Source organism: Streptomyces sp. 147326, assembly GCF_045000215.1.
GTDB lineage: Bacteria > Actinomycetota > Actinomycetes > Streptomycetales > Streptomycetaceae > Streptomyces.
Window position 1 is genome coordinate 1187793 of record NZ_CP134201.1, and the last position, 19041, is coordinate 1206833.

14 protein-coding genes and 2 pseudogenes are annotated in these 19041 nt (G+C 73.3%); 6 read left to right on the forward strand and 10 right to left on the reverse strand.

Annotation, left to right across the window (positions count from 1 at the left end):
- Window positions 1-17: 17 nt before the first annotated feature.
- Both RIU97_RS05535 and lysX read right to left on the reverse strand, forming a co-directional pair.
- The gene (locus tag RIU97_RS05535) at window positions 18-932 is read right to left on the reverse strand and encodes a polysaccharide deacetylase family protein (protein ID WP_404953708.1); all 915 of its coding nucleotides are present in this window, start codon (window positions 930-932) and stop codon (window positions 18-20) included.
- Window positions 933-1023: 91 nt separating this feature from the next.
- On the reverse strand, window positions 1024-4329 hold the full coding sequence (gene lysX, locus RIU97_RS05540) for a bifunctional lysylphosphatidylglycerol synthetase/lysine--tRNA ligase LysX (RefSeq protein WP_404953710.1): 3306 nt from the start codon (window positions 4327-4329) through the stop codon (window positions 1024-1026).
- Window positions 4330-4382: 53 nt separating this feature from the next.
- On the opposite strand from lysX, the pseudogene RIU97_RS05545 reads away from it, so the two are divergent.
- Window positions 4383-4885, forward strand: a pseudogene (locus RIU97_RS05545) (universal stress protein); the annotation flags it as partial.
- Window positions 4886-4939: 54 nt separating this feature from the next.
- On the opposite strand, the gene RIU97_RS05550 reads toward RIU97_RS05545, so the two are convergent.
- Window positions 4940-6127 carry a CapA family protein gene (locus RIU97_RS05550; protein ID WP_404953712.1) on the reverse strand — a complete coding sequence of 396 codons (1188 nt, stop codon included), beginning with the start codon at window positions 6125-6127 and terminating at the stop codon, window positions 4940-4942.
- A gap of 329 nt (window positions 6128-6456) precedes the next feature.
- On the opposite strand from RIU97_RS05550, the gene RIU97_RS05555 reads away from it, so the two are divergent.
- Entirely contained in the window at window positions 6457-6996 is a 540-nt protein-coding gene (locus RIU97_RS05555) for a sigma-70 family RNA polymerase sigma factor (RefSeq protein WP_404953714.1), read from the forward strand.
- A gap of 208 nt (window positions 6997-7204) precedes the next feature.
- Entirely contained in the window at window positions 7205-7705 is a 501-nt protein-coding gene (locus tag RIU97_RS05560) for a hypothetical protein (protein WP_404953716.1), read from the forward strand.
- 5 nt (window positions 7706-7710) lie between these two features.
- Here the strand turns inward: RIU97_RS05560 and RIU97_RS05565 are convergent, their stop codons facing one another.
- The 6 genes and pseudogenes from RIU97_RS05565 to RIU97_RS05590 form a co-directional block, all read right to left on the reverse strand.
- Window positions 7711-8100, reverse strand: coding sequence for a hypothetical protein (locus RIU97_RS05565; protein WP_404953718.1), 390 nt, complete (start codon window positions 8098-8100; stop codon window positions 7711-7713).
- Window positions 8101-8126: 26 nt separating this feature from the next.
- Window positions 8127-8987: an Fpg/Nei family DNA glycosylase gene (locus RIU97_RS05570; protein ID WP_404953720.1), complete on the reverse strand. Its 861-nt coding sequence runs from the start codon at window positions 8985-8987 to the stop codon at window positions 8127-8129.
- 20 nt (window positions 8988-9007) lie between these two features.
- Entirely contained in the window at window positions 9008-10261 is a 1254-nt protein-coding gene (locus tag RIU97_RS05575; RefSeq protein WP_404953722.1) for a hypothetical protein, read from the reverse strand.
- 138 nt (window positions 10262-10399) lie between these two features.
- Window positions 10400-11351: pseudogene (locus RIU97_RS05580) on the reverse strand (IS481 family transposase).
- A 121-nt stretch (window positions 11352-11472) separates the two neighbouring features.
- A complete protein-coding gene (locus tag RIU97_RS05585) occupies window positions 11473-13536 on the reverse strand; it encodes a SpoIIE family protein phosphatase (RefSeq protein WP_404953724.1) in 2064 nt (687 codons plus the stop codon).
- Between the two features lie 7 nt (window positions 13537-13543).
- On the reverse strand, window positions 13544-14917 hold the full coding sequence (locus RIU97_RS05590) for a DUF6777 domain-containing protein (protein WP_404953726.1): 1374 nt from the start codon (window positions 14915-14917) through the stop codon (window positions 13544-13546).
- 162 nt (window positions 14918-15079) lie between these two features.
- On the opposite strand from RIU97_RS05590, the gene RIU97_RS05595 reads away from it, so the two are divergent.
- The 3 genes from RIU97_RS05595 to RIU97_RS05605 are packed head-to-tail and all read left to right on the forward strand — an operon-like array spanning window position 15080 to window position 18018.
- The gene (locus RIU97_RS05595; RefSeq protein ID WP_404953728.1) at window positions 15080-15985 is read left to right on the forward strand and encodes a YndJ family protein; all 906 of its coding nucleotides are present in this window, start codon (window positions 15080-15082) and stop codon (window positions 15983-15985) included.
- A 39-nt stretch (window positions 15986-16024) separates the two neighbouring features.
- On the forward strand, window positions 16025-16558 hold the full coding sequence (locus RIU97_RS05600; protein ID WP_404953730.1) for a DUF1990 family protein: 534 nt from the start codon (window positions 16025-16027) through the stop codon (window positions 16556-16558).
- Between the two features lie 20 nt (window positions 16559-16578).
- Window positions 16579-18018, forward strand: a complete 1440-nt coding sequence (locus tag RIU97_RS05605) for a lipase maturation factor family protein (RefSeq protein ID WP_404953731.1) — start codon at window positions 16579-16581, stop codon at window positions 18016-18018.
- Here the strand turns inward: RIU97_RS05605 and RIU97_RS05610 are convergent.
- On the reverse strand, window positions 18004-18987 hold the full coding sequence (locus RIU97_RS05610; RefSeq protein WP_404953733.1) for an NAD-dependent epimerase/dehydratase family protein: 984 nt from the start codon (window positions 18985-18987) through the stop codon (window positions 18004-18006). The genes RIU97_RS05605 and RIU97_RS05610 overlap by 15 nt on opposite strands.
- Between the last annotated feature and the right edge of the window lie 54 nt (window positions 18988-19041).

Sequence of the window (19041 nt, forward strand, 5' to 3'; positions counted from 1 at the left end):
GCCCCAAGACGGCCCGCTCAGCGGGGCGGCAGCGTCGGAAGGGTCATCCGGTAGCCCCGCGCCAGCAGTTGGGGCAGGTACGAGGAGATCGCCTGGACGCTCTGCGAGCGGTTGCCGCCGGCGTCGTGCGACAGGACGATCACGCCGGGTCCCGCGCCGCCGAGGACCCGGGAGATGATCGTGCCCGTCCCCGGTTCCTTCCAGTCCAGGGTGTCCACGGTCCAGGCGAGCGGCTCCATCCCCAGCTCGGCCCCGATCTCGAAGGCGGCCCGGTTCCACGCCCCGTACGGCGCCCGGAACCACACCGGTGCCTCGCCGACGGTCTGCTGGACGACCTCGCTCGTGCGGCCGATCTCGGAGGCGAGGGCGGGCCGGCTGAGCTTGGGGATGAGCGGGTGGGTCCAGGTGTGGTTGCCGATGACGTGCCCTTCGGCGACCATCCGCCGCAGCAGGTCCGGGTTCTCCGCGGCCGTCTCCCCGCAGACGAAGAACATGGCGCGTACGCCGTACCGGGCGAGGGTGTCGAGGATGCCCGGGGTGTAGCGGGGGTCGGGGCCGTCGTCGAAGGTGAGGACCATGGCGCTCGCCGCGGTCGCGTCGGCCGGCAGCTCCAGGATGGGCCGGGTCCGGACGGCCGGCTTCCCGGCGCCCGGCCGGGCGGGGGCGTCGGCGGTCATGGGGCGCAGCCGGTAGGCCTTCTCGGGCAGTCCCTGGGGGAAGGCGGCCCCGGGCGCTCCCGCCGCGGGATTCGGCCCCGGCCCGGCGGCGCCACCCGGAGCAGCGCCCGCACCGCCCGCCCGCGGCATGCCGGACGTACCGGGCGTTCCGCCCTCGCCGCCCGAGGAGACCAGTCCGGCGGCGGCCGCGACTCCGAGGAAGACGGCGGTACGCAGGAGCGCGCGCCGCCCTACTGTCGGCTCGTCATTTTTCATTATTACTACGTATCAACGACATCGCCGCAGATGTCGAGAGGCGCGGACGCGCCCCGTCCCCGTCACCCGCCCGGACCAGCCGGGCGGCCGGTCAGCCGCGCCGCACCAGGGGGAACGGGAGGGTCTCGCGGATCGTCAGGCCCGTGAGGAACATGACCAGGCGGTCCACCCCGATGCCCAGGCCGCCCGTCGGCGGCATCGCGTACTCCAGCGCGTCCAGGAAGTCGTTCTCGAGCTCCATGGCCTCCGGGTCGCCGCCCGCCGCGAGGAGGGACTGGGCGGTGAGCCGGCGGCGCTGCTCGACGGGGTCGGTCAGCTCCGAGTAGGCGGTGCCCAGTTCCGTGCCGAACGCGACCAGGTCCCAGCGCTCGGCGAGCCGCGGGTCCTTGCGGTGCTGGCGGGTGAGCGGGGAGACGTCGGTGGGGAAGTCCTTGTAGAAGGTGGGCAGTTGGGTCTTCTCCTCCACCAGCCGTTCGTACATCTCCAGGACCACGTCGCCGCGGGTGTCCTCGGGGGCGTGCGGCACGGCGGCCCGGTCGCACAGTCTGCGCAGTACGTGTTCCTCGCTGTCGGCGTCGACCTCCTCGCCGAGCGCCTCGCTGATGGCCCCGTACATGGTCTTGACCGGCCAGGGCCCGGAGATGTCGTGGACGACGAGCTTCCCGTCCGCACCCGGCTTGTGGGCGATCGGGGAGCCGAAGGCGGCGGTGGCGGCGCCCTGGATCAGTTCGCGCGTGAGGTCGAGCATCACGTCGTAGTCGGCGAAGGCCTGGTAGGCCTCCAGCATGGTGAATTCGGGGTTGTGCTTGTAGGAGACGCCTTCGTTGCGGAAGGTGCGGCCCATCTCGAAGACCTTCTCCATGCCGCCGACGCACAGCCGCTTGAGGTACAGCTCGGGTGCGATGCGCAGGTACAGGTCGAGGTCGTACGCGTTGATGTGGGTGCGGAAGGGCCGGGCGTTGGCGCCGCCGTGGATCTGCTGGAGCATCGGGGTCTCGACCTCCAGGTAGCCGCGCTCCAGCAGCCCCTGGCGCAGGGCCTGGACGGCGCTGGACCGGGCCCGTACGACGTCCCGTGCCTCGGGGCTCGCGACGAGGTCGAGGTAGCGGCGCCGGACCCGGGCCTCGGGGTCGGCGAGTCCCTTGCGCTTGTCGGGCAGGGGGCGCAGGCACTTGCCGGTGAGCTGCCAGGACCGGACCAGGAGGGAGGGCTCGCCGGCCTTGCTGGCACCGCTCTCGCCGCTCACGAGGACGTGGTCGCCGAAGTCGACCTGGGAGGTGAAGGAGTCCAGCACCTCGCTCCCGGATTCGTCGCGGGTCAGCATCAGCTGTATGTCCCCGGACCAGTCGCGCAGGACGGCGAAGACCACGCCGCCCAGGTCGCGCACGACCATCACGCGCCCGGCGAGGGTGGCCTGTTCGCCGGACCGGGCGCCGGGCGCAAGGCCCGGGTGGGCGGCCTTCAGCTGGGCCACGGTGTGGGTGCGCGGGCGGATTCCCACCGGGTAGGGGTCGGTGCCGGCCGCCCGGATGCGTTCCAGCTTGGCGTGGCGGACGCGGACCTGCTCGGGCAGCCGCTCGGCCGCGGCGAGGCCCTCGCCCTCCTCCCCCACGGCGTCCAGCCCCAGGGAGTCGATGGAGGGCAGCCCTTCGGTGGTGGCGGGGTTGGTGAGTCCCTTGGGATGGCCGTTGCCCCACAGGGTGCGCAGGCTGGGTACGGAGACGAAGCCCTCGGCGATGCCGGAGGCGAGGCTGACCCGGGCGAGCGAGCCGGCGTCCTGGTAGCAGAGGAACCGTGGGTACCACTCGGGGCCGTACTTGACGTTCGAGCGGTACAGCGCCTCCAGCTGCCACCAGCGGGAGAAGAACAGCAGCAGTCTGCGCCACAGCTTGAGGACGGGGCCGGCGCCGATCCGGCCGCCCTCCTCGAAGGCGGAGCGGAAGACGGCGAAGTTCAGGGAGATCCGCCGGATGCCCAGGCCGGGGGCCGCGGCGCACAGCTGGGCGACCATGAACTCCATGACCCCGTTCGGTGCGGCGCGGTCGCGGCGCATCAGGTCGAGGGAGATGCCGTCCTTGCCCCAGGGGACGAAGGAGAGAAGGGCGATCAGTTCGCCCTGCGCGTCGAAGGCCTCGACCAGCAGGCAGTCCCCGTCGGCGGGGTCGCCGAGCCGGTCCAGGGCCATGGAGAAGCCGCGTTCGGTCTCAGTGTCCCGCCAGCGGTCCGCCCGGTCGACGATGGTCTGCATCTCGTCCTCGGAGAGGGCCGAGTGGCGGCGGATGAGGGTGGTGGCGCCGGCCCGCTCGACCCGGTTGACGGCCTGGCGGGTGACGCGCATGTCCCGGCCGTCGAGGTCGAAGTGGGCGACCTGCAGGATGGCCTCGTCGCCGAGCTGCAGGGCGCTGAGTCCGGAGCGGGCGTAGGCGGTGGCGCCGTCCTCGGAGGCGCCCATGACGGCGGGCGGCCAGCCGTAGCGGCGGGCCACGGTCAGCCAGGCGTCGACGGCCGGGGTCCAGGCGGCGGGGTCGCCCACCGGGTCCCCGCTGGCGAGGCAGACGCCGGCTTCGACGCGGTAGGTGACCGCGGCCTTGCCGTTGGGGGCGAAGACCACGGCCTTGTCGCGCCGGGTGGCGAAGTAGCCGAGCGAGTCGCCCCGCCCGTAGGCGCCGAGGAGGGCGCGGATGCGGGGTTCCTCGTCCCCGTGCAGGGCGGCGGTCAGCCGCTGGGAGCGGAAGAGGGTGGCGGCCGCGTTCAGCAGGGCGAGGGCGCCGAAGAGGCCGAGCAGGAAGGACAGCGGGCGGGGCGGGCGGCCGTCGAACTGGCGGGCCGAGAAGAGGCCGCCGAAGACCTCCTTGGCGGCCCAGTCCAGCCACTGTCCCTTGGGCAGCGTGCCGGGGAAGAGGGCGACGAGCCCCCAGCCCACGAGGACGGCGGCGAGCAGGCCGAGGCCCAGCACGAACAGGGCGTGCCACAGGGCCCCGGGCCGGGAGGCGGCGTAGAACTCGTCGCGGGCGGCGATCAGCACGGCCATGGCGGCGACGGCGATGGCCATGGAGGGGACGCCGATCCAGTAGTCGCCGACGGCCATGTCCAGCACGTCGTCGAGGATCAGCAGGGCCAGATAGGTGATGACGATCCACCAGGCGACCTTCTTGCGGGTGCCGAGGGCCGCGGCGAGGAGGAAGAGGAACACGGCGTAGGCGAGGTTCGCGCTGACCGGGACGACGATCAGGTCGAGGAACCGCACGACGTGGCGCAGGAGCCGCCGCAGCGTCGGGGAGAGCGAGAGCAGCGCGCACAGCAGGCCGAGGGTCCCGAAGAACGCGCCGAACCCGTCCGGCACCCGGTTCAGGAAGCGGTTCCGGGTCCCGCGCGTCTCCTCCACGGTGGCACTCATGGTTCGCACTGTAGGGAGGGCCGCGCCGGTGCGCGCGCCGAGCGGAAGGGGGCATCGCCTACCTCGGCAGGGTAACGGAGCACGTGAACACGGGATTCGAACACCGTGCCGACGGGCCGAAGGTGATCCTGGCCGGGGTCGACGGGTCCGGGTCCTCAGTGAGGGCGGCGGCCTACGCGGCGGGGCGGGCCCGGCGGCAGAACGCGCTGCTGGCGCTGGTGTACGTCCAGCCGGTGATGCCGGCCGGGACCGCGCTGGGCGCGCCCGTGGCCGACACCACCGGGGAGATCGCGGAGGGTCTGGTGGCCGAGATCCGCGCCTCGGCGGAGCGGCTCAAGGGCATCTGCGAGGTGCGCCGGCAGTTCCACACCTTCCGCGGCGACCCTCCCCCGGCTACCGCTGGGAGGTGCCCCCAACCGGGCTGGTGAGCACGGCGGAGGAGCTGATGGCGGACGCGGTGGTGGTCGGCGCCTCCGAGCAGGCGGGCCACCGCATCGTGGGCTCGGTGGCGATCCGCCTGGTCAAGGGCGGCCGCTGGCCGGTGACCGTCGTCCCCTCAAACCGTTCCCTGGAACCGCCCCTCGGATCCGTTCCTCAAAAGCGTCGTTTCCTACTGGGCGAGGGTGAGGCCGTCCTTGGCGGCGCCGCGGCTGAGCACGGCCTCGATGATGTCCTCCCGGGCGCTCTCGTGGTCGTCGCGGCCGGAGGGCTGTGCGAGGTTGACGACCCGGCCGGCGGGCAGGTCCATCATCTGCGGCACGAACTCGGCCTTGGTGACCTGCCAGCGCTGCCCGGCGGCGGCCGGCGGGGCGAAGGTGAAGCGGCCGATCGAGCCGTAGTTGCCCCGCATGTCGCGGGCGCCCGTGTAGTTGAACATCTCGCCCGCGACCTGGTCGCCCATGCCGTAGATGATCCAGGTCCCGTTGACCTTCTCGTAGGGCTGCGGGATGTGCGCGTGCGTGCCGAGGATCATGTCGATGTCCGGCCGGCCGCCGGTCTGCGAGGCGGTCAGCGCCTTGCCGAGCGAGAGCTGGGTCTCGTCCGGCTCGGTCTGCCACTCCGTGCCCCAGTGCACGCTCACCAGCACCACGTCCGCGCCCGCCTTCCGGGCGGCCCGCGCATCCGCGATGATCTTGTCCTGCTTCATCAGGTTGACCGCCCACGGCTGGCCCTCGGGCAGCGGGTAGCCGTTCGTGTCGTAGGTGTACGCGAGGTGCGCCACCTTGGCGGAGCCCGCCGTGTACGTGGTCACCGTGGCCGCCTCGGCCGCCGTACGGGCCGAACCTGAGTGCTTCAGCCCGACCTTGTCGAAGCGGTCCAGCGTGCGGCGCAGCCCCGCGGCCCCGTCGTCGAGGGTGTGGTTCGAGGCCGTCGAGCAGCCGTCGTACCCGGCGTCCTTCAGCCCGTCGGCGACCTCCGGCGGGGACTTGAAGGCCGGGTAGCCGGAGAACGGCCCGCCCTCCTCCCCGTAGATGGTCTCCATGTGGCAGAGGGCCAGGTCGGCCGCGGAGACCACGGGCCTGACTCCGGAGAACATCGGCCTGAAGTCGTAGCCGTCGCCGCCCGCGTCGTTCGACGCGCGCTGGATGACGGAGGTGTGCGGCAGTACGTCTCCGCTCGCGACCAGGGTGAAGCCCTTGCCGGCCGGGGATCCGGCGGCGCTGGAGGGAGCCGGTCCGTCGGTGTTCCCGAGGCGGGCCGGTGCGGGGGTGCCGCCGCCCGAGCATCCGGCGGCGGCCGCGGACAGGAGGAGGGCCGACAGGAGGGCGACCGCCTGGGGCCGGGTTCGCTTGGTCATCTACCCAGCTCTCATTAGTACGACTATCTGACATCTGATCATCTGCAATCCACAGAAGGAGACGCCGCAAGTCAAGGAACGGATCCGCACGCGGGCACCGGGCCCACCCCAACGGCGGACACCGGCGGCGCCTCCTGCCGTTCGCCGCGCCGTTCGACCGTTCACCGCCCGCCATGGCCGCCCGGCGGACGACCCGGTGCCTTGGGCGCATCGCCGCGGCGGGACGGTTCCCGGGGGGGCTCACCGCAGGTCAGGGTGGACGGGACGCCTCCCCTACGGACCCCGTACGGACCCCTGGCAGCCCCCACGCATCTCGGAAGGAGCCCCTCGTGCCGCTCTCCCCCGCCCTCCCGCGCACGGACCCCGAGGCGCTGGCCGAACTCCAGCGCGATCACGGGCGGGCCCTGTTCGGTTTCCTGCTCGGCCTCACCGCGGGGGACGCCCAGCGCGCGGAGGACCTCGTGCAGGAGACCCTCGTACGGGTCTGGCAGCACCCGGAGGCCCTGGCGAGCGGGCACGACTCCATGCGGCCCTGGCTGTTCACGGTGGCCCGGCGGCTCGCCATCGACGCCCGCCGGGCCCGGCTGTCACGGCCGCTGGAGGTGGAGGCGGAGGGACTGGAGCAGGCGCCCGCCCCCGACGACGCGGTGGCCGGGTCGGTCACGGCGATCGACGTCCGGCGGGCCGTGGGGTCCCTGGGTCAGGAGCACCGCGAGGTGCTGATGCAGGTCTACTTCCGGGACCGGTCGGTGGCGGAGGCCGCCGCCGAGCTCGGCATTCCGGCCGGTACCGTCAAGTCCCGTACGTACTACGCCCTTCGCGCCCTGCGGAAGGGTCTCCAGGGGTACGGCTACGGCCTCGGCGCCTGAGCTTCCGGCGCGCGCGGACATCGGGGCAACAGGTCCGGGAACGCCGCGAAGGGACGCGGACCGGACAAAAAACGCAGGGATTTGGGCATAAGTGCGTCCAAGTTGCGTAAACATCCCCCGCTGCGCGAGCCGCTCGGTGAAGGCTCGGGGCTGACGACGACGGGACGCTCGACGCGTGGGAGAAGGTGGAACGGTGCAGCCCGAGGGTATGAACGGCACCAGTGACGGCGGGCTCGCGGTGCCCATGGCCTGGCTCTACGCCGAGTACATCGCGGACGAGCTGCTGCGTACGGGCCGGCTGATCCCGGTCAGCACCCTGGAGTTCCGGGCCGGACGCGACACGCTCGCCCTGACGATCTACCTCTCGGACGCCGCCGGCGAGCTCTCCGGGATCCGTGTGGTCTCGCAGCTCGACGAGTGGATGTCGCTGACGGCGTACGGACACCCCTGGCGCGACTGGGTGCACACGCGGTTCCTCGCGCTGGGCGAGGAGGCCAGGGAGCGCGACCGCGGCGAGGAGCCCGACCTCGAGCTGGCCCGGGCGGCATGGCGCTGGCTGGACCGCACCGAGCTCTTCGCCACCAATCTCGACCCCGGCCGGCACGGCCACGCCGACACCCCTCTGGGACTGGACGAGAACGCGCGGGTGTGGACCCCGGCGTGGCAGCTCGGGCTGCCGCTGGGCCACTTGGCCATGCACCTGTTCTGACGCCCCTACGAGGAGCGTTCGGCGGGATCCGTCACCAGGCCGGTGAAATCGGCCTCGTTGCGCTCCGCCCGGGTGACGTACCACCGGGCGATGAGCCACATCACCGGATACACCAGCAGGCCGAGCGCCACCCACACCAGCGGCCCCGACGCGGCCCGCGGCAGCACGAACACCAGCGGCAGCGTCCCCACCAGTGCCGCGAGCGCGGCCAGCGCCCCCAGCCCGGCGCGCAGCTGGCTGCGCATCAGCGCCCGGACGTAGGTGGCCCCGAGGGTGGTCTGCTCGGAGATCTCCGAGCGGGCGGGGGCGTGTGCGGGCGGCCGGCGCCGGGCGCCCCGGGGCACCCCGGTGACGATCTCGCGCCGGGGCGGCGCCTGCTGCTGCTCCTCCGCCATGGCGTGGGAGTCTACGCAGCGCCCCGCTATTTGAGGAGACGGGACAGCCTCCGGTCGGCCAGCGGCTTGCCGCCCGTCTGGCAGGTCGGGCAGTACTGGAGCGAGGAGTCGGCGAAGGACACCGAGCGCACGGTGTCCCCGCAGACCGGGCACGGCTCCCCGTCCCGGCCGTGCACGCGCAGCCCGCTCTTCTTCTCGGCCTTGAGCGCACCGGCGGCCACTCCGTGCGCCCGGGCGACGGCCTCGACCAGGGTGGTGCGCACGGCCTCGTAGAGGTGGGTCACCTGGTCGTCGTCGAACGAGGCGGCCAGCTTGAAGGGGGAGACCTTCGCCGCGTGCAGGATCTCGTCGCTGTACGCGTTGCCGATGCCCGCGATGACGCTCTGGTCGCGCAGCACGCCCTTGATCTGGCGCCGTTCCCCGTCGAGCAGTGCGGCGAAGGCGTCCCGGTCGAAGTCCTCGGCCAGCGGGTCGGGGCCGAGGCGGGCGATGCCGGGGACCTCCTGGGGATCGTGGACCACGTAGACGGCGAGGCGCTTCTGGGTCCCGGCCTCGGTGAGGTCGAAGCCGCCGCCGCCCTCCAGTACGACGCGCAGCGCGAGCGGCCCCTTGCCGGGGCGCGGCGGCTGTGCGGGCAGGGTGTCCTGCCAGCGCAGCCAGCCGGCCCGGGCCAGGTGGGTGACGAGGTGGAGCCCGCCGATCCGCAGGGCCAGGAACTTGCCGTGGCGGGCGGTGGCCCCCGCCGGCTGCCCTTCGAGGGCGGACAGCGGCGGGTCGTACGTCTTGAGCACGCTGACGGCGAGCGGGAGGACGCGCTCGACCACCCGCCCGGTGAGGTGCTCGTCGAGGTACTCCCGCAGGGCCTCGACCTCGGGCAGCTCCGGCATGGGTCCAGCCTGCCGCCGCCTCAGGCGAAGCGCGAGCTGGGCACGGGCCCCGGTGACGCGACCCGGTCGCGGGGCGCCGAGAGCCAGCCGGTGCGGACCCCCGTCACGAAGGCCCGGAAGGCCTCGTCCCGGTCGGCCGGGGTGGCGCCGTCGCCCTCGTCCGGGGCCGGGTCGGCCGCCGCGATCTCGGCGGCGATCTCCGCCTCGGGCCGGTCGTCGTCCTGCCACGGCGGGGCGACGTACTGGCAGAGCAGCGCGCTGAAGTCCGCGCTCACCGCGGGCGGGTCGGTCCAGCAGGTGGCGTGCTCGTGGAGGATCTGGCCTTCGGCGCGCTCCCGCAGCGTGCGGACGAGTTCCTGGTCGGCCGCGTTCAGGTCGTAGGCGACGACGAGGGTGTCCGCACGGTTCGGTTCGTACGGGACGGCGGGCAGCCCGAGCACGCGGGCGGCGGCGAGCCCGAGGATCCGGTCGGACCGGCCGGGCAGCAGCGAGACGGTGGCGGGGCTGTGCCCGGCGGCCTCCAGCGCGAGCGCGAGCCGGGCCAGGCCGCGGCGGCACTGTTCGGGGCTGTCGCCGAGGTAGGCGTAGCGGCCCGTCATCCCGGCGTCCCAGCCGTACGGGGACAGGGTGCCGAGCAGGCCGCCGGTGAGCCCGTAGTGCCAGCCGCGCAGGTCGGCCGCGCCGAGCGGGTCGGGGTGCCCCGCCGTTCCCTGGGCCCGGCGGGACCGGCCGCTGCGCAGCACCTGGCGAGCCTGGCGCTCGCGCGCGCCGGACCACTGGGGGTCCTCGGGGGCGGGGAGGCCGTGCAGCAGCCCCTCCGCGGTGTCCAGGTCCCCGGCCAGCAGGGTGTGGTGGACCAGCAGGTACGTCTCGGGCCAGGCGGGCAGCCGGTCGCCGCCTCTGGAGAGCAGCGCGGCGGCCTCGGTGTGACGGTGCTCGTCCTCCAGGGCGGAGACCAGCTCGGCGAGGAGCGGCCGCGAGTCGGGGAGCAGCCGGAGCGCCTCGCGCAGGGGCGCGACGGCGAGGAAGGCGACGCCGCGCTCCACGCACGCGTAGCCGAAGTCGTAGAGGGCCTGCGGTTCGTCGGCCCGCTCGGCGGCGGCCCCGGCGGCGTCGGCCAGGTCGGTGAAGCCGGCGTTCTCGGCCAAGGCCCTCGTGGCTTCGGCGAGTTCGGCGACCGGGAGGGTCTCCGCGCGGGGGCGCAGCGAACGCACGGCTCCGGGCAGATCCCCTGCCTTGAGCAGCCGGCGGACGTCATCCATGGCAATAGTCATCGCCATCGATCCTCACGGACCGGGCGGCGCCCCGCAACGGACTTTCCCCGCCTGGGCGCGAGCCGGCGCTGCGCGGAGGCCGGACGTGCCGGCCTCCCCGGACCGCCGCCCCGCCAGTGGCACAGGGCCAGAGACGGCCTAGCTGTATTGCCCTGTGAGGTTGGGGACGCGGCTGGCGGGTGGTTTGCCTGCGAGCGCGGTGTGTCCGCGGTGGTGATTGTAGGTGTGTAGCCACTGCGGGAACGCGTCGCGTCGTTCCTGCTCGCACTGGTAGGGACGGGCGTAGGCCCATTCCTCCAGGAGGGTGCGGTTGAGGCGTTCGACCTTGCCGTTGGTCTGGGGCCGGTAGGGCCGGGTTCGCTTGTGGGTGATCCCGGCCGCTGCCAGGGCGTCGCGCCAGGTGTGGGATTTGTAGCAGGCCCCGTTGTCGGTCAGGACCCGTTCCACGGTGATCCCGCACGAGGTGAAGAACGCCTGTGCCCGCTGCCAGAAGGCGGTCGCGGTCTCCTTCTTCTCGTCGGTCAGGATCTCGCTGTAGGCGAGGCGGGAGTGGTCGTCGACGGCGGTGTGGATGTAGCTGTAGCCCAGGCGGGGCGTTCTTGCGGCCGGCCTGGCGGCCCAGGGTCTTGTGGCCGCCGCCGTCGGGGATGTTGCCGAGCTTCTTGATGTCCACGTGCACCAGTTCGCCGGGCTTCTCGCGTTCGTAGCGGCGTATGACACGGCCGGTGGCCCGGTCCAGATGGCTCAGGCGGGCCAGCCCGAAGCGGGTCAGGACGCGGTGCACGGTCGAGGGCACCAAATCCAGCAGGTGGGCGATGCGGGCCGGTCCCCAGCGGCGCAGGACACGGACCTTGATGATCCGGCGTTCGGTGCGGTTCGGGATCCGGCGTGGGCTGTGATGCGGGCGCGAGGACCTGTCACGCATGCCCGCCTCGCCGTGATCGCGGTAGCGGTCGGCCCACCGCTGGGCCGTGGTCGGCGAGACCCGGAAACGCTCGGCGGCCCGCCGCAGCGGCCAGCCGTCCACGACCACGCAGTGGGCCAGGCGCAGCCGTCCGGTCTCGGTCAGGGGTGCATTACGGTGGGGCACGAGGGCCTTTCTGGTCGGTGTAGACGTCGCAATCCACACCGAACCCGGAAGGCCCTCACCCGTTCAAGACGCCTCAGCCGAGACCTGCATCACCCGTCCACAACCTCCCGGGGCAATACACCTAGCCCATGACGAACTCGCACCACACGCACTTGCCGCCGCCCCGCGGCTCCACGCCCCACACGTCCGCCAACCGGTCCACCAGCATCAGGCCTCGGCCCGAGACCCCCGCCTCCCCCGCCTCGCGCCGCCGCGGCAGTGCGCTGGAGCGGTCCTCCACCTCCACCCGCAGCCTGCGTTCGTGGCCCGCCAGGACGCGCAGGGTGACGATCGCCGGGCCGTCGGTGTGCATCAGGGCGTTCACGATCAGCTCGTCCGCGACCAGTTCGATCTCGTCGGACCGCTCCCGCGCGCCCCACGCGCGCACCGCCGCCCCGATCATGTGGCGGGCCGCCACCAGCGCCTCGGGGTCGCCGGGTGCCACGTGCTGCTGCAGGCGGCTGCCGGCCTGGGGGGCGGCCGCCACCTCGCGGCGCAGCAGGAGCAGGGCCATGTCGTCGTTCCCGCCCCGGTCGTCGGCGAGCGCGCACAGGCGGTCCGCCAGGAACTGCAGGTCGGCCGGTCCGCTGCGGATCTGGGAGGCCAGCAGCTGGATGCCGTCGTCGAGGTCGGCCCCGGGCTGTTCCACCAGGCCGTCGGTGCACAGCAGGAGCGTCTCCCCCGGGTCCAGTTCCACCGTGGTCACCGGGTATTCGAGCTGGCCGAACTCCGCCGAGAGGCCGAGCGGCATCCCGCCCCCCACCGGGAGCCGGTGGCAGTCCCCGTCGCGGGTGCGCAGCAGGGGGTCGATGTGGCCGGCCCGTACCAGCTGGAGCACCCCGGTGGAGAGGTCGGCCTCCGCGTAGGTGCAGGTCGCGAAGCGGTCCGTGTCCAGTTCGTGCAGGAAGACGGAGGCGCGGGCCATGACCGTGCCGGGTGAATGCCCCTCGGCGGCGTACGCGCGCAGGACGATCCGCAGCTGGCCCATGACCGCGGCCGCGTGCGTGTCGTGGCCCTGCACGTCGCCGATGACGGCGCCGACCCGGCCGCCCGGCAGCGGGATGACGTCGTACCAGTCGCCGCCGATGTCCCGGCCCATCCGGGCCGAGCGGTACCGTACGGCGATCTCCGCGCCGGGCACCGAGGGGATCCGCCTCGGCAGCATGGCCTGCTGCAGGCCCTCGGCGAGGTCGTGCTCCTGCTCCAGCAGCATGGCCCGCTGGAGGCTCTGCGCGATGCTGCTGCCCAGTGCGACGAGCAGGTTGCGCTCCTCCTGGGTGAAGCCGTCCTTGTCCCGGTAGAGCAATCCGATCGCGCCGATGGGACGGGCCTGGGCGATGAGCGGCAGATAGGCGGCCGCCGAGATCCGCATGTACGAGATCTTCGACCAGAGCTCGGGATAGCCCTCGGCGAACTCCTCCGCCGAGTCGAGGAAGCGCGGTTGCAGCGAGCGGACGACCTCGCTCATCGGGTACTGCTCGTCGATGCGGGTGTAGCGGGTGCCGGGGACGAAACTGTCCTGGGGGCCCTCGGCCACGAGGTGGATGCGCCCGGCCTCGACGAGGCCCATCACCATGCCCATGGAGCCGAGCCGCTCCAGGCCGTGGGCGTCGCCGATGACGTCGATGACGTCCCGTACGGTCCGGGCGTGCGCGAGGGCGGCGGTCGTGGACTCGACCACCGACGTCTGGCGGCGCCGTTCCTCGTCCAGGCCGAGGCGCTCCGCCGAGTGGCTGAGCTCGTCGGTCGCGTCGCGGACGATGCCGATGATCCGGTACGGCCGCCCGTCCGGGCCGCGCATGACGCGGCCCTGGGTGTGCGTCCAGCGCAGCCGCCCGTCGCGGCAGCGGATGCGGAAGTAGGCGCCGTAGCTGTCCATCCTGCTCTTGAGGGCGGAGGAGACGAGGGCGTCGAGGCGCGTCGACTCGGTGGCCGGGACGCGCGGGGAGAGCGACTCGGGCCGGCCGTCGTACTCGTCGGGGGTCGTGTCGAAGACGTCGAGGGCCGCTTCGTCCATGTGCATGAGACCGGTCACGAGGTCCCAGTCGAAACTGCCCATGCGGTTCAGCCAGAGCGACCGGTCCGGGTGTGCGGGCCAGTCGTCCGGCAGAGATACGGTGGTCGGCACCGATCCACCATGACACACGGGCCGGTCAGGCGCTCTCCAGCGAGTGGCTCCCGTCCGAGGGCTGCGGCTGCAGGTCCGGGTCGACGTACGGGTCCGCGTAAGGGTCCGTGTACGGGTCCACGGAGGGGTCCGCGTACGGGTCCGCGGAGGGGGCCGTGTACGGGTCCGCGGAGGGGGCCGTGTACGGGTCCGCGTACGGATCGGCGTAGGGATCGGCGTACGGATCGGCGTAGGGGTCGTTCGGCTGCGGCACCGTTCCGTCGGGCTGGGGCAGGAGCCCCGGGTCGTCCGGGTTGGGCTGGGTCAGGTCGAACGGGATGTCCGAGGGGACGTTCGAGGGCACGTCGCCCGGCAGGTCGGAGGGGACGTCCGACGGGCTGTCCGAGCGGGGCTGCTGCGGCCGGGGGACGGAGTCCGACGGCGAGCCCGGGGTCTGCGGTACGCCCGGGCTCTGCGGCGGGGTCTCGCCCTGCGGGTTCTGCGGGGCCGGTCCGGTCGGCCGGCAGTCCGGCGACGCGGCGGCGGGATCGCTCTGGCACGGCTGGACCGATGCGGACCCGGACGGGGTGACGGGCCCCGTCGGGATTCCGTCGGCCGGGTCGTACTGGGGCAGCGTGCGCGGGGTCCGGTCCTGGGCGCCGTCGTCGCCCCGCTTGCGTTCGATCCAGGTGTTGTCTGCGATGTTGACGATCACCAGGTTGTTGATCACCTGGGCGGTGGGTTCGATGACGACGACCTGGTTGGGCTGGTAGCCGCTCCACGGGTCGCCCTTGTGCACCGGGGACCCCTTGGCGGCGAGCGGGGAAGCCAGCGGGTTCCCGCAGCCGCAGCGCACCCGGGGCATTCCGTGTTCGTCGACGAGGACGGCGGTACCCGCCTGCAGGACGGACTGGAAGCCGTCGGCGCCGCCGTCGCGGAAGGCGTGGTTGGTGACGCGGGTGTCGGCGCGCAGGACGACGGGAGTGAGGCCGCGCAGGAACTCGGGAATGCTCGCCTGCTCGATGTCCGCGGCCTGGGCGAAGGCGCGGGCCTTCGTGTTGTCGGCGGTCAGGAAGCGGACCTGCTGTTCCACGTCGCAGCTGCCGAGCCGCTTGGTTCCGCCGTACAGACCGGGAGTGGCCGCGTTGATGGTGCGGATGCCCTGTCCGGTCGGGTTGGGCAGCGGGGGCTGTACGGGGGCGGACTCGGCGGTGGCCGAGGAGGCGGTGAAGGGGCCGGGGCCGGCCGAGGCCACGGGCTGGAGGTGGACCTCCTGGCTCTCGGGTCCGGCGGCGCTCTTGGGCTCTTCGGCGCCGCCGCAGCCCGCGGCGAACAGGCCGAGGAGGGCCAAGAGGGCCGCGCCGGCCGGTAGGTGACGGCCCGACGTCTGACGAGGTGTCGGAACTGACGGTGCGTGCACGTGGATCTCCCTTTTCGCCCCGGTTGCTCCCTCTTGTCTGCCCCATGCGCGCGCGACCCGCAACCGGAGGGCGTCTTGAACATGTTCAAGGAAGACCGTAGGCTCACCATCGTGAGTTGAACGCGTTCAAGGCGTTCGGCCGCCGATTGGGGGGAGTCCAGGGTGTTGGTACTGGTGAACGTGATCGTCACCCTGGGCATGCTGTACGTCGTCCCGGCGGGCCTGCGCCTGATCGACCCGGCCGGGCTCCGCCGGACCGCCCGCCTCTGGCCGCTGCTCGCCGCCCCCGGGGCGCTGTGCCTCTGGCTGCCGCGCGGGCTGCCCGCCACGGCGCTCGCCGCACTCTACGCGGCGGCCTGCCTGGCGCTCGCGGCCCGGGCCCCGCTCCGGCTGCTGCGGGGCCGTTCCCCGGGGCGCGCCCCGGCCCCGGCCGAGATCGCCGTCGCCACCGCGCTGGTCTCGCCCTCGATCGCCGGGACCGCGCTGGTCGCCGAGCGCGCCGGGTACCGGCTCTTCGGCTTCGACCTCGACATCCTGGCGCTGACGGTGCCGCACTTCCACTTCGCCGGGTTCACCGCCGCGCTGGTCGCGGGGCTCGTGTGCCGGGCCGTCCGGGACACGAGCCCCGCGACGGGGCTCTCGCGCTGGGCCGCGTACAGCGTCCCGGCCGGCACCCTGCTCGTGCTCCTCGGCTACTTCGTCGACGACTGGGCGGAGCTGGTGGGCGCGGTGGTGCTGACCGGCGGGATGTGGGCCGTGGCCCTGCTGACCTGGCGGGAGATCCGGCCCGCGGCCCGGGACCGCGGCACGCGGGCGCTGCTCGCGACCTCGGCGGCCGTGCTGGTGGCCACCATGCTGCTCGCCCTGTGGTGGGCGGCCGGCGAGGCCACCGGGATCGTGCACCCCACCCTGACCTGGATGGCCGCGACCCACGGCCTCGGGAACGCCCTCGGGTTCGCCCTCTGCTCGGTACTGGCCTGGCGGCGGCTCACCACCGACCGCCGCGCGCCCGCCGACGGCGACCGGCCGCTCACCGTTGATCACCCACCGCTGATCACCCACCCCTGACCAGCCACCGCTGACCACCCACCGACTGGAGACCTCGCCATGACCCGCCTCATCAGCGCCGGCCGGGACACCGTCAACTACCCCGACAGGGGCGCGACGGCCCACCGGCCGCTGCCCGCCGGATACCACCACCTGAACCACCGCACCCGCCTCGGGCAGGGCCGGGCCGTCTTCGAGGCCGCCGGCACCGCGGTGACCACCTTCCACGCGCACCGCGCCTCGGGGATGCGGGTGCGCGCCGATGCCGGCGCCGTCCGGCCCGGCAGCCGCGTGGTCGTCGGGATAGGCGTGGGGCCGCTGCGCATCGACGCCCCGTGCCAGGTGATCTGGACGGCGTACGAGCCCGCCCGGATCGGTTTCGCCTACGGGACCCGGCCCGGCCACCCCGAGTGCGGCGAGGAGTCCTTCATCGTGGACATGGACCCCGACGGCACCGTGTGGTTCACGGTGACCGCCTTCAGCCGCCCGAACAGCTGGTACACCCGCCTCGCCGGCCCGGTGGTCCCCTTCCTCCAGCTGCGCTACGCCCGCTGGCTGGGCCACCGCCTGCGCAAGCTGGCCACCGCCGCCTGACCGGTCCGATACTGGAGTCGATGGACTGGTTCACGGCGCCCGGATACTGGCTCGCCCGGCTGGTCTTCCAGCGGGCGCTGGCCGGCGTCTACCTCGTCGCCTTCGTCGGGGCCGCCCTGCAGTTCCGGGCCCTGATCGGGGCGCACGGCATGCTGCCCGTGCCGCGGTACGTGCGGTACGTGCCCTTCCGGCGCGCCCCGAGCCTGTTCCAACTGCGCTACTCCGACCGGCTCTTCGCCGGCTGCGCCTGGACCGGCGCGGCACTGGCCGCGGCGCTGGCCGCCGGGGCCGGGGACGAGGTGCCGCTGGGCGCCGCCATGGCGATGTGGGCCCTGCTGTGGCTGCTCTACCTCTCCATCGTGAACGTGGGGCAGACCTGGTACTCCTTCGGCTGGGAGTCGCTGCTGCTGGAGGTGGGCTTCCTCGCCGTGTTCCTCGGCAACGCCCGCGCGGGGCCGCCGGTGCTGGTGCTGTGGCTGCTGCGCTGGGTGCTCTTCCGCGTGGAATTCGGGGCCGGGCTGATCAAGATGCGCGGGGACTCCTGCTGGCGCAAACTGACCTGCCTCTACTACCACCACGAGACACAGCCGATGGCCGGGCCGCTGAGCTGGTTCTTCCACCATCTGCCGAAGCCGCTGCACCGGGTGGAGTGCGCGGCCAACCACGTGACCCAACTGGTCGTCCCGATCCTGCTGTTCACCCCGCAGCCGGTGGCCTCGTACGCCGCCGGGATCATCGTCGCGACGCAGCTGTGGCTGGTGCTGTCCGGCAACTTCGCCTGGCTGAACTGGCTGACGATCACGCTGGCCCTCTCGGCCGTGGACTTCACCGGCCTCGCGGGCGCCCCGCCGGCCGCCGCCTCACAGGGGGCTCCCGTGTGGTTCGTGGTCCTGGTCTGCGCGGTGACCGCCCTCGTGCTGTTCCTCAGCCACCGTCCGGTGCTCAACATGGTCTCGCGCCGGCAGGTGATGAACCGCTCCTTCGACGCCCTCCACCTGGTCAACACCTACGGGGCCTTCGGCTCGGTCGGCCGGGTCCGCATGGAGGTGGTGGTGGAGGGCACCGCGGACCGGGTGCCGCACGAGGACGGCGCCTGGCGGGAGTACGGCTTCCGGGGCAAGCCGACCGAACTGCGCAGGATCCCCCGCCAGTTCGCCCCGTATCACCTGCGGCTGGACTGGCTGATGTGGTTCGCGGCGATCTCCCCCGGCTACGCGCGCGACTGGTTCGGGCCGTTCGTGGAGCGGCTGCTGGCGGGCGACCGGGACACGCTGCGGCTGCTGCGCCACAACCCGTTCCCGGACGCGCCGCCCGTCTACGTCCGGGCCCTGCTCTACCGCTACCGGTTCACCACCTGGCGGGAGCTGCGCGAGACGGGGGCCTGGTGGCACCGGACGCTGGTGCGCGAGTACCTCCCGCCGACCCGTCTCGCGGACGCCTGGCTGTCAGAGCCCGAGTAGTGCGGCCTCCCGCTCGGCGTCGAGTCCGGGGGCCGGCCGGTCGGACCGCTGCGGGGCCTGCCCGCCGAGGGTGCGGAGCCAGGCCCACGTGTCGGCCACGGTCTCCTCGACCGGGCGGCACTTCAGGCCGGCCTCCAGCGCCCTGGTCACGTCCCCGCCGAACATGTAGTCGTGCGACTCGCCCTCGGGGAGCCAGACCGGGAGTTCGGTCCAGGGCTCGACGCCGGCCTCGAGGATCAGCGCCGGTTCGGTCCAGCGCAGTTCGGCGCCGCCGCCGGTGACGGCGGCGCAGGCGTCGAGGAGAGCGCCCATGGTGGCGTGCCCGACCGGGGAGACGAGGTTGTAGGGGCCGCCGAGCCCGGCCTCGGCCGCGTCCAGGGTCCAGTGCGCGAGGTCGCGCACGTCGATGTACTGGAGCGGAAGTCCGCGCGGGCCGGGGGCGAGCACCGGACCGCCGCGGGCGGTGCGGTTCAGCCACCACGGGAGCCGGCCGACGTTCTCGTACCGGCCGAGGATGAGTCCGGCGCGCACGAGCAGGGCGCGGTCGCCGAAGGCGTCCAGGGCGGCGAGTTCACCGCCCCGCTTGTCCTCGGCGTAGGCGATCGCCGCGGAGTCCGGCGAGCCCTCGACGAGGGGGCCGTCCTCCCCCTGCCCGGCGGGGGCCGGGTAGGCGTACACCGAGCGGCTGGAGATGTACGCGTACCTCCGGGCGCGGCCGCTCAGCAGGCGGGCGCTGTCACGCACCGCCGTGGGGGCGCCGCCCCAGGTGTCGACGACGAGGTCCCACTCCCCCGCGGCGAGGGCGTCCAGGCCCCCGGGGGCGGTGCGGTCCCCGTGCAGGGCCGAGGCTCCCGGCGGCGGGGCGTGGCGGCCGCGGTGGAAGACGGTCACCTCCCAGCCCCGGTCGAGGGCCTCCTCGGTGATCGCGCGTCCGACGAATTCGGTACCACCCAGCATCAGCAGTTTCATGCGCACCAGCCTGCCGGTGGCGGGCGGGCGGCGGAAGCGGTGATCGCCGACAGC

Bases quoted from the DNA above. Each gene is read 5' to 3' on its own strand.
- RIU97_RS05535 (WP_404953708.1), bottom strand. From the start codon at position 932: ATGAAAAATGACGAGCCGACAGTAGGGCGGCGCGCGCTCCTGCGTACC.
- lysX (WP_404953710.1), bottom strand. From the start codon at position 4,329: ATGAGTGCCACCGTGGAGGAGACGCGCGGGACCCGGAACCGCTTCCTG.
- RIU97_RS05565 (WP_404953718.1), bottom strand. From the start codon at position 8,100: ATGGCGGAGGAGCAGCAGCAGGCGCCGCCCCGGCGCGAGATCGTCACC.
- RIU97_RS05570 (WP_404953720.1), bottom strand. From the start codon at position 8,987: ATGCCGGAGCTGCCCGAGGTCGAGGCCCTGCGGGAGTACCTCGACGAG.
- RIU97_RS05550 (WP_404953712.1), bottom strand. From the start codon at position 6,127: ATGACCAAGCGAACCCGGCCCCAGGCGGTCGCCCTCCTGTCGGCCCTC.
- RIU97_RS05610 (WP_404953733.1), bottom strand. From the start codon at position 18,987: ATGAAACTGCTGATGCTGGGTGGTACCGAATTCGTCGGACGCGCGATC.
- RIU97_RS05605 (WP_404953731.1), top strand. From the start codon at position 16,579: ATGGACTGGTTCACGGCGCCCGGATACTGGCTCGCCCGGCTGGTCTTC.
- RIU97_RS05560 (WP_404953716.1), top strand. From the start codon at position 7,205: ATGAACGGCACCAGTGACGGCGGGCTCGCGGTGCCCATGGCCTGGCTC.
- RIU97_RS05575 (WP_404953722.1), bottom strand. From the start codon at position 10,261: ATGACTATTGCCATGGATGACGTCCGCCGGCTGCTCAAGGCAGGGGAT.
- RIU97_RS05600 (WP_404953730.1), top strand. From the start codon at position 16,025: ATGACCCGCCTCATCAGCGCCGGCCGGGACACCGTCAACTACCCCGAC.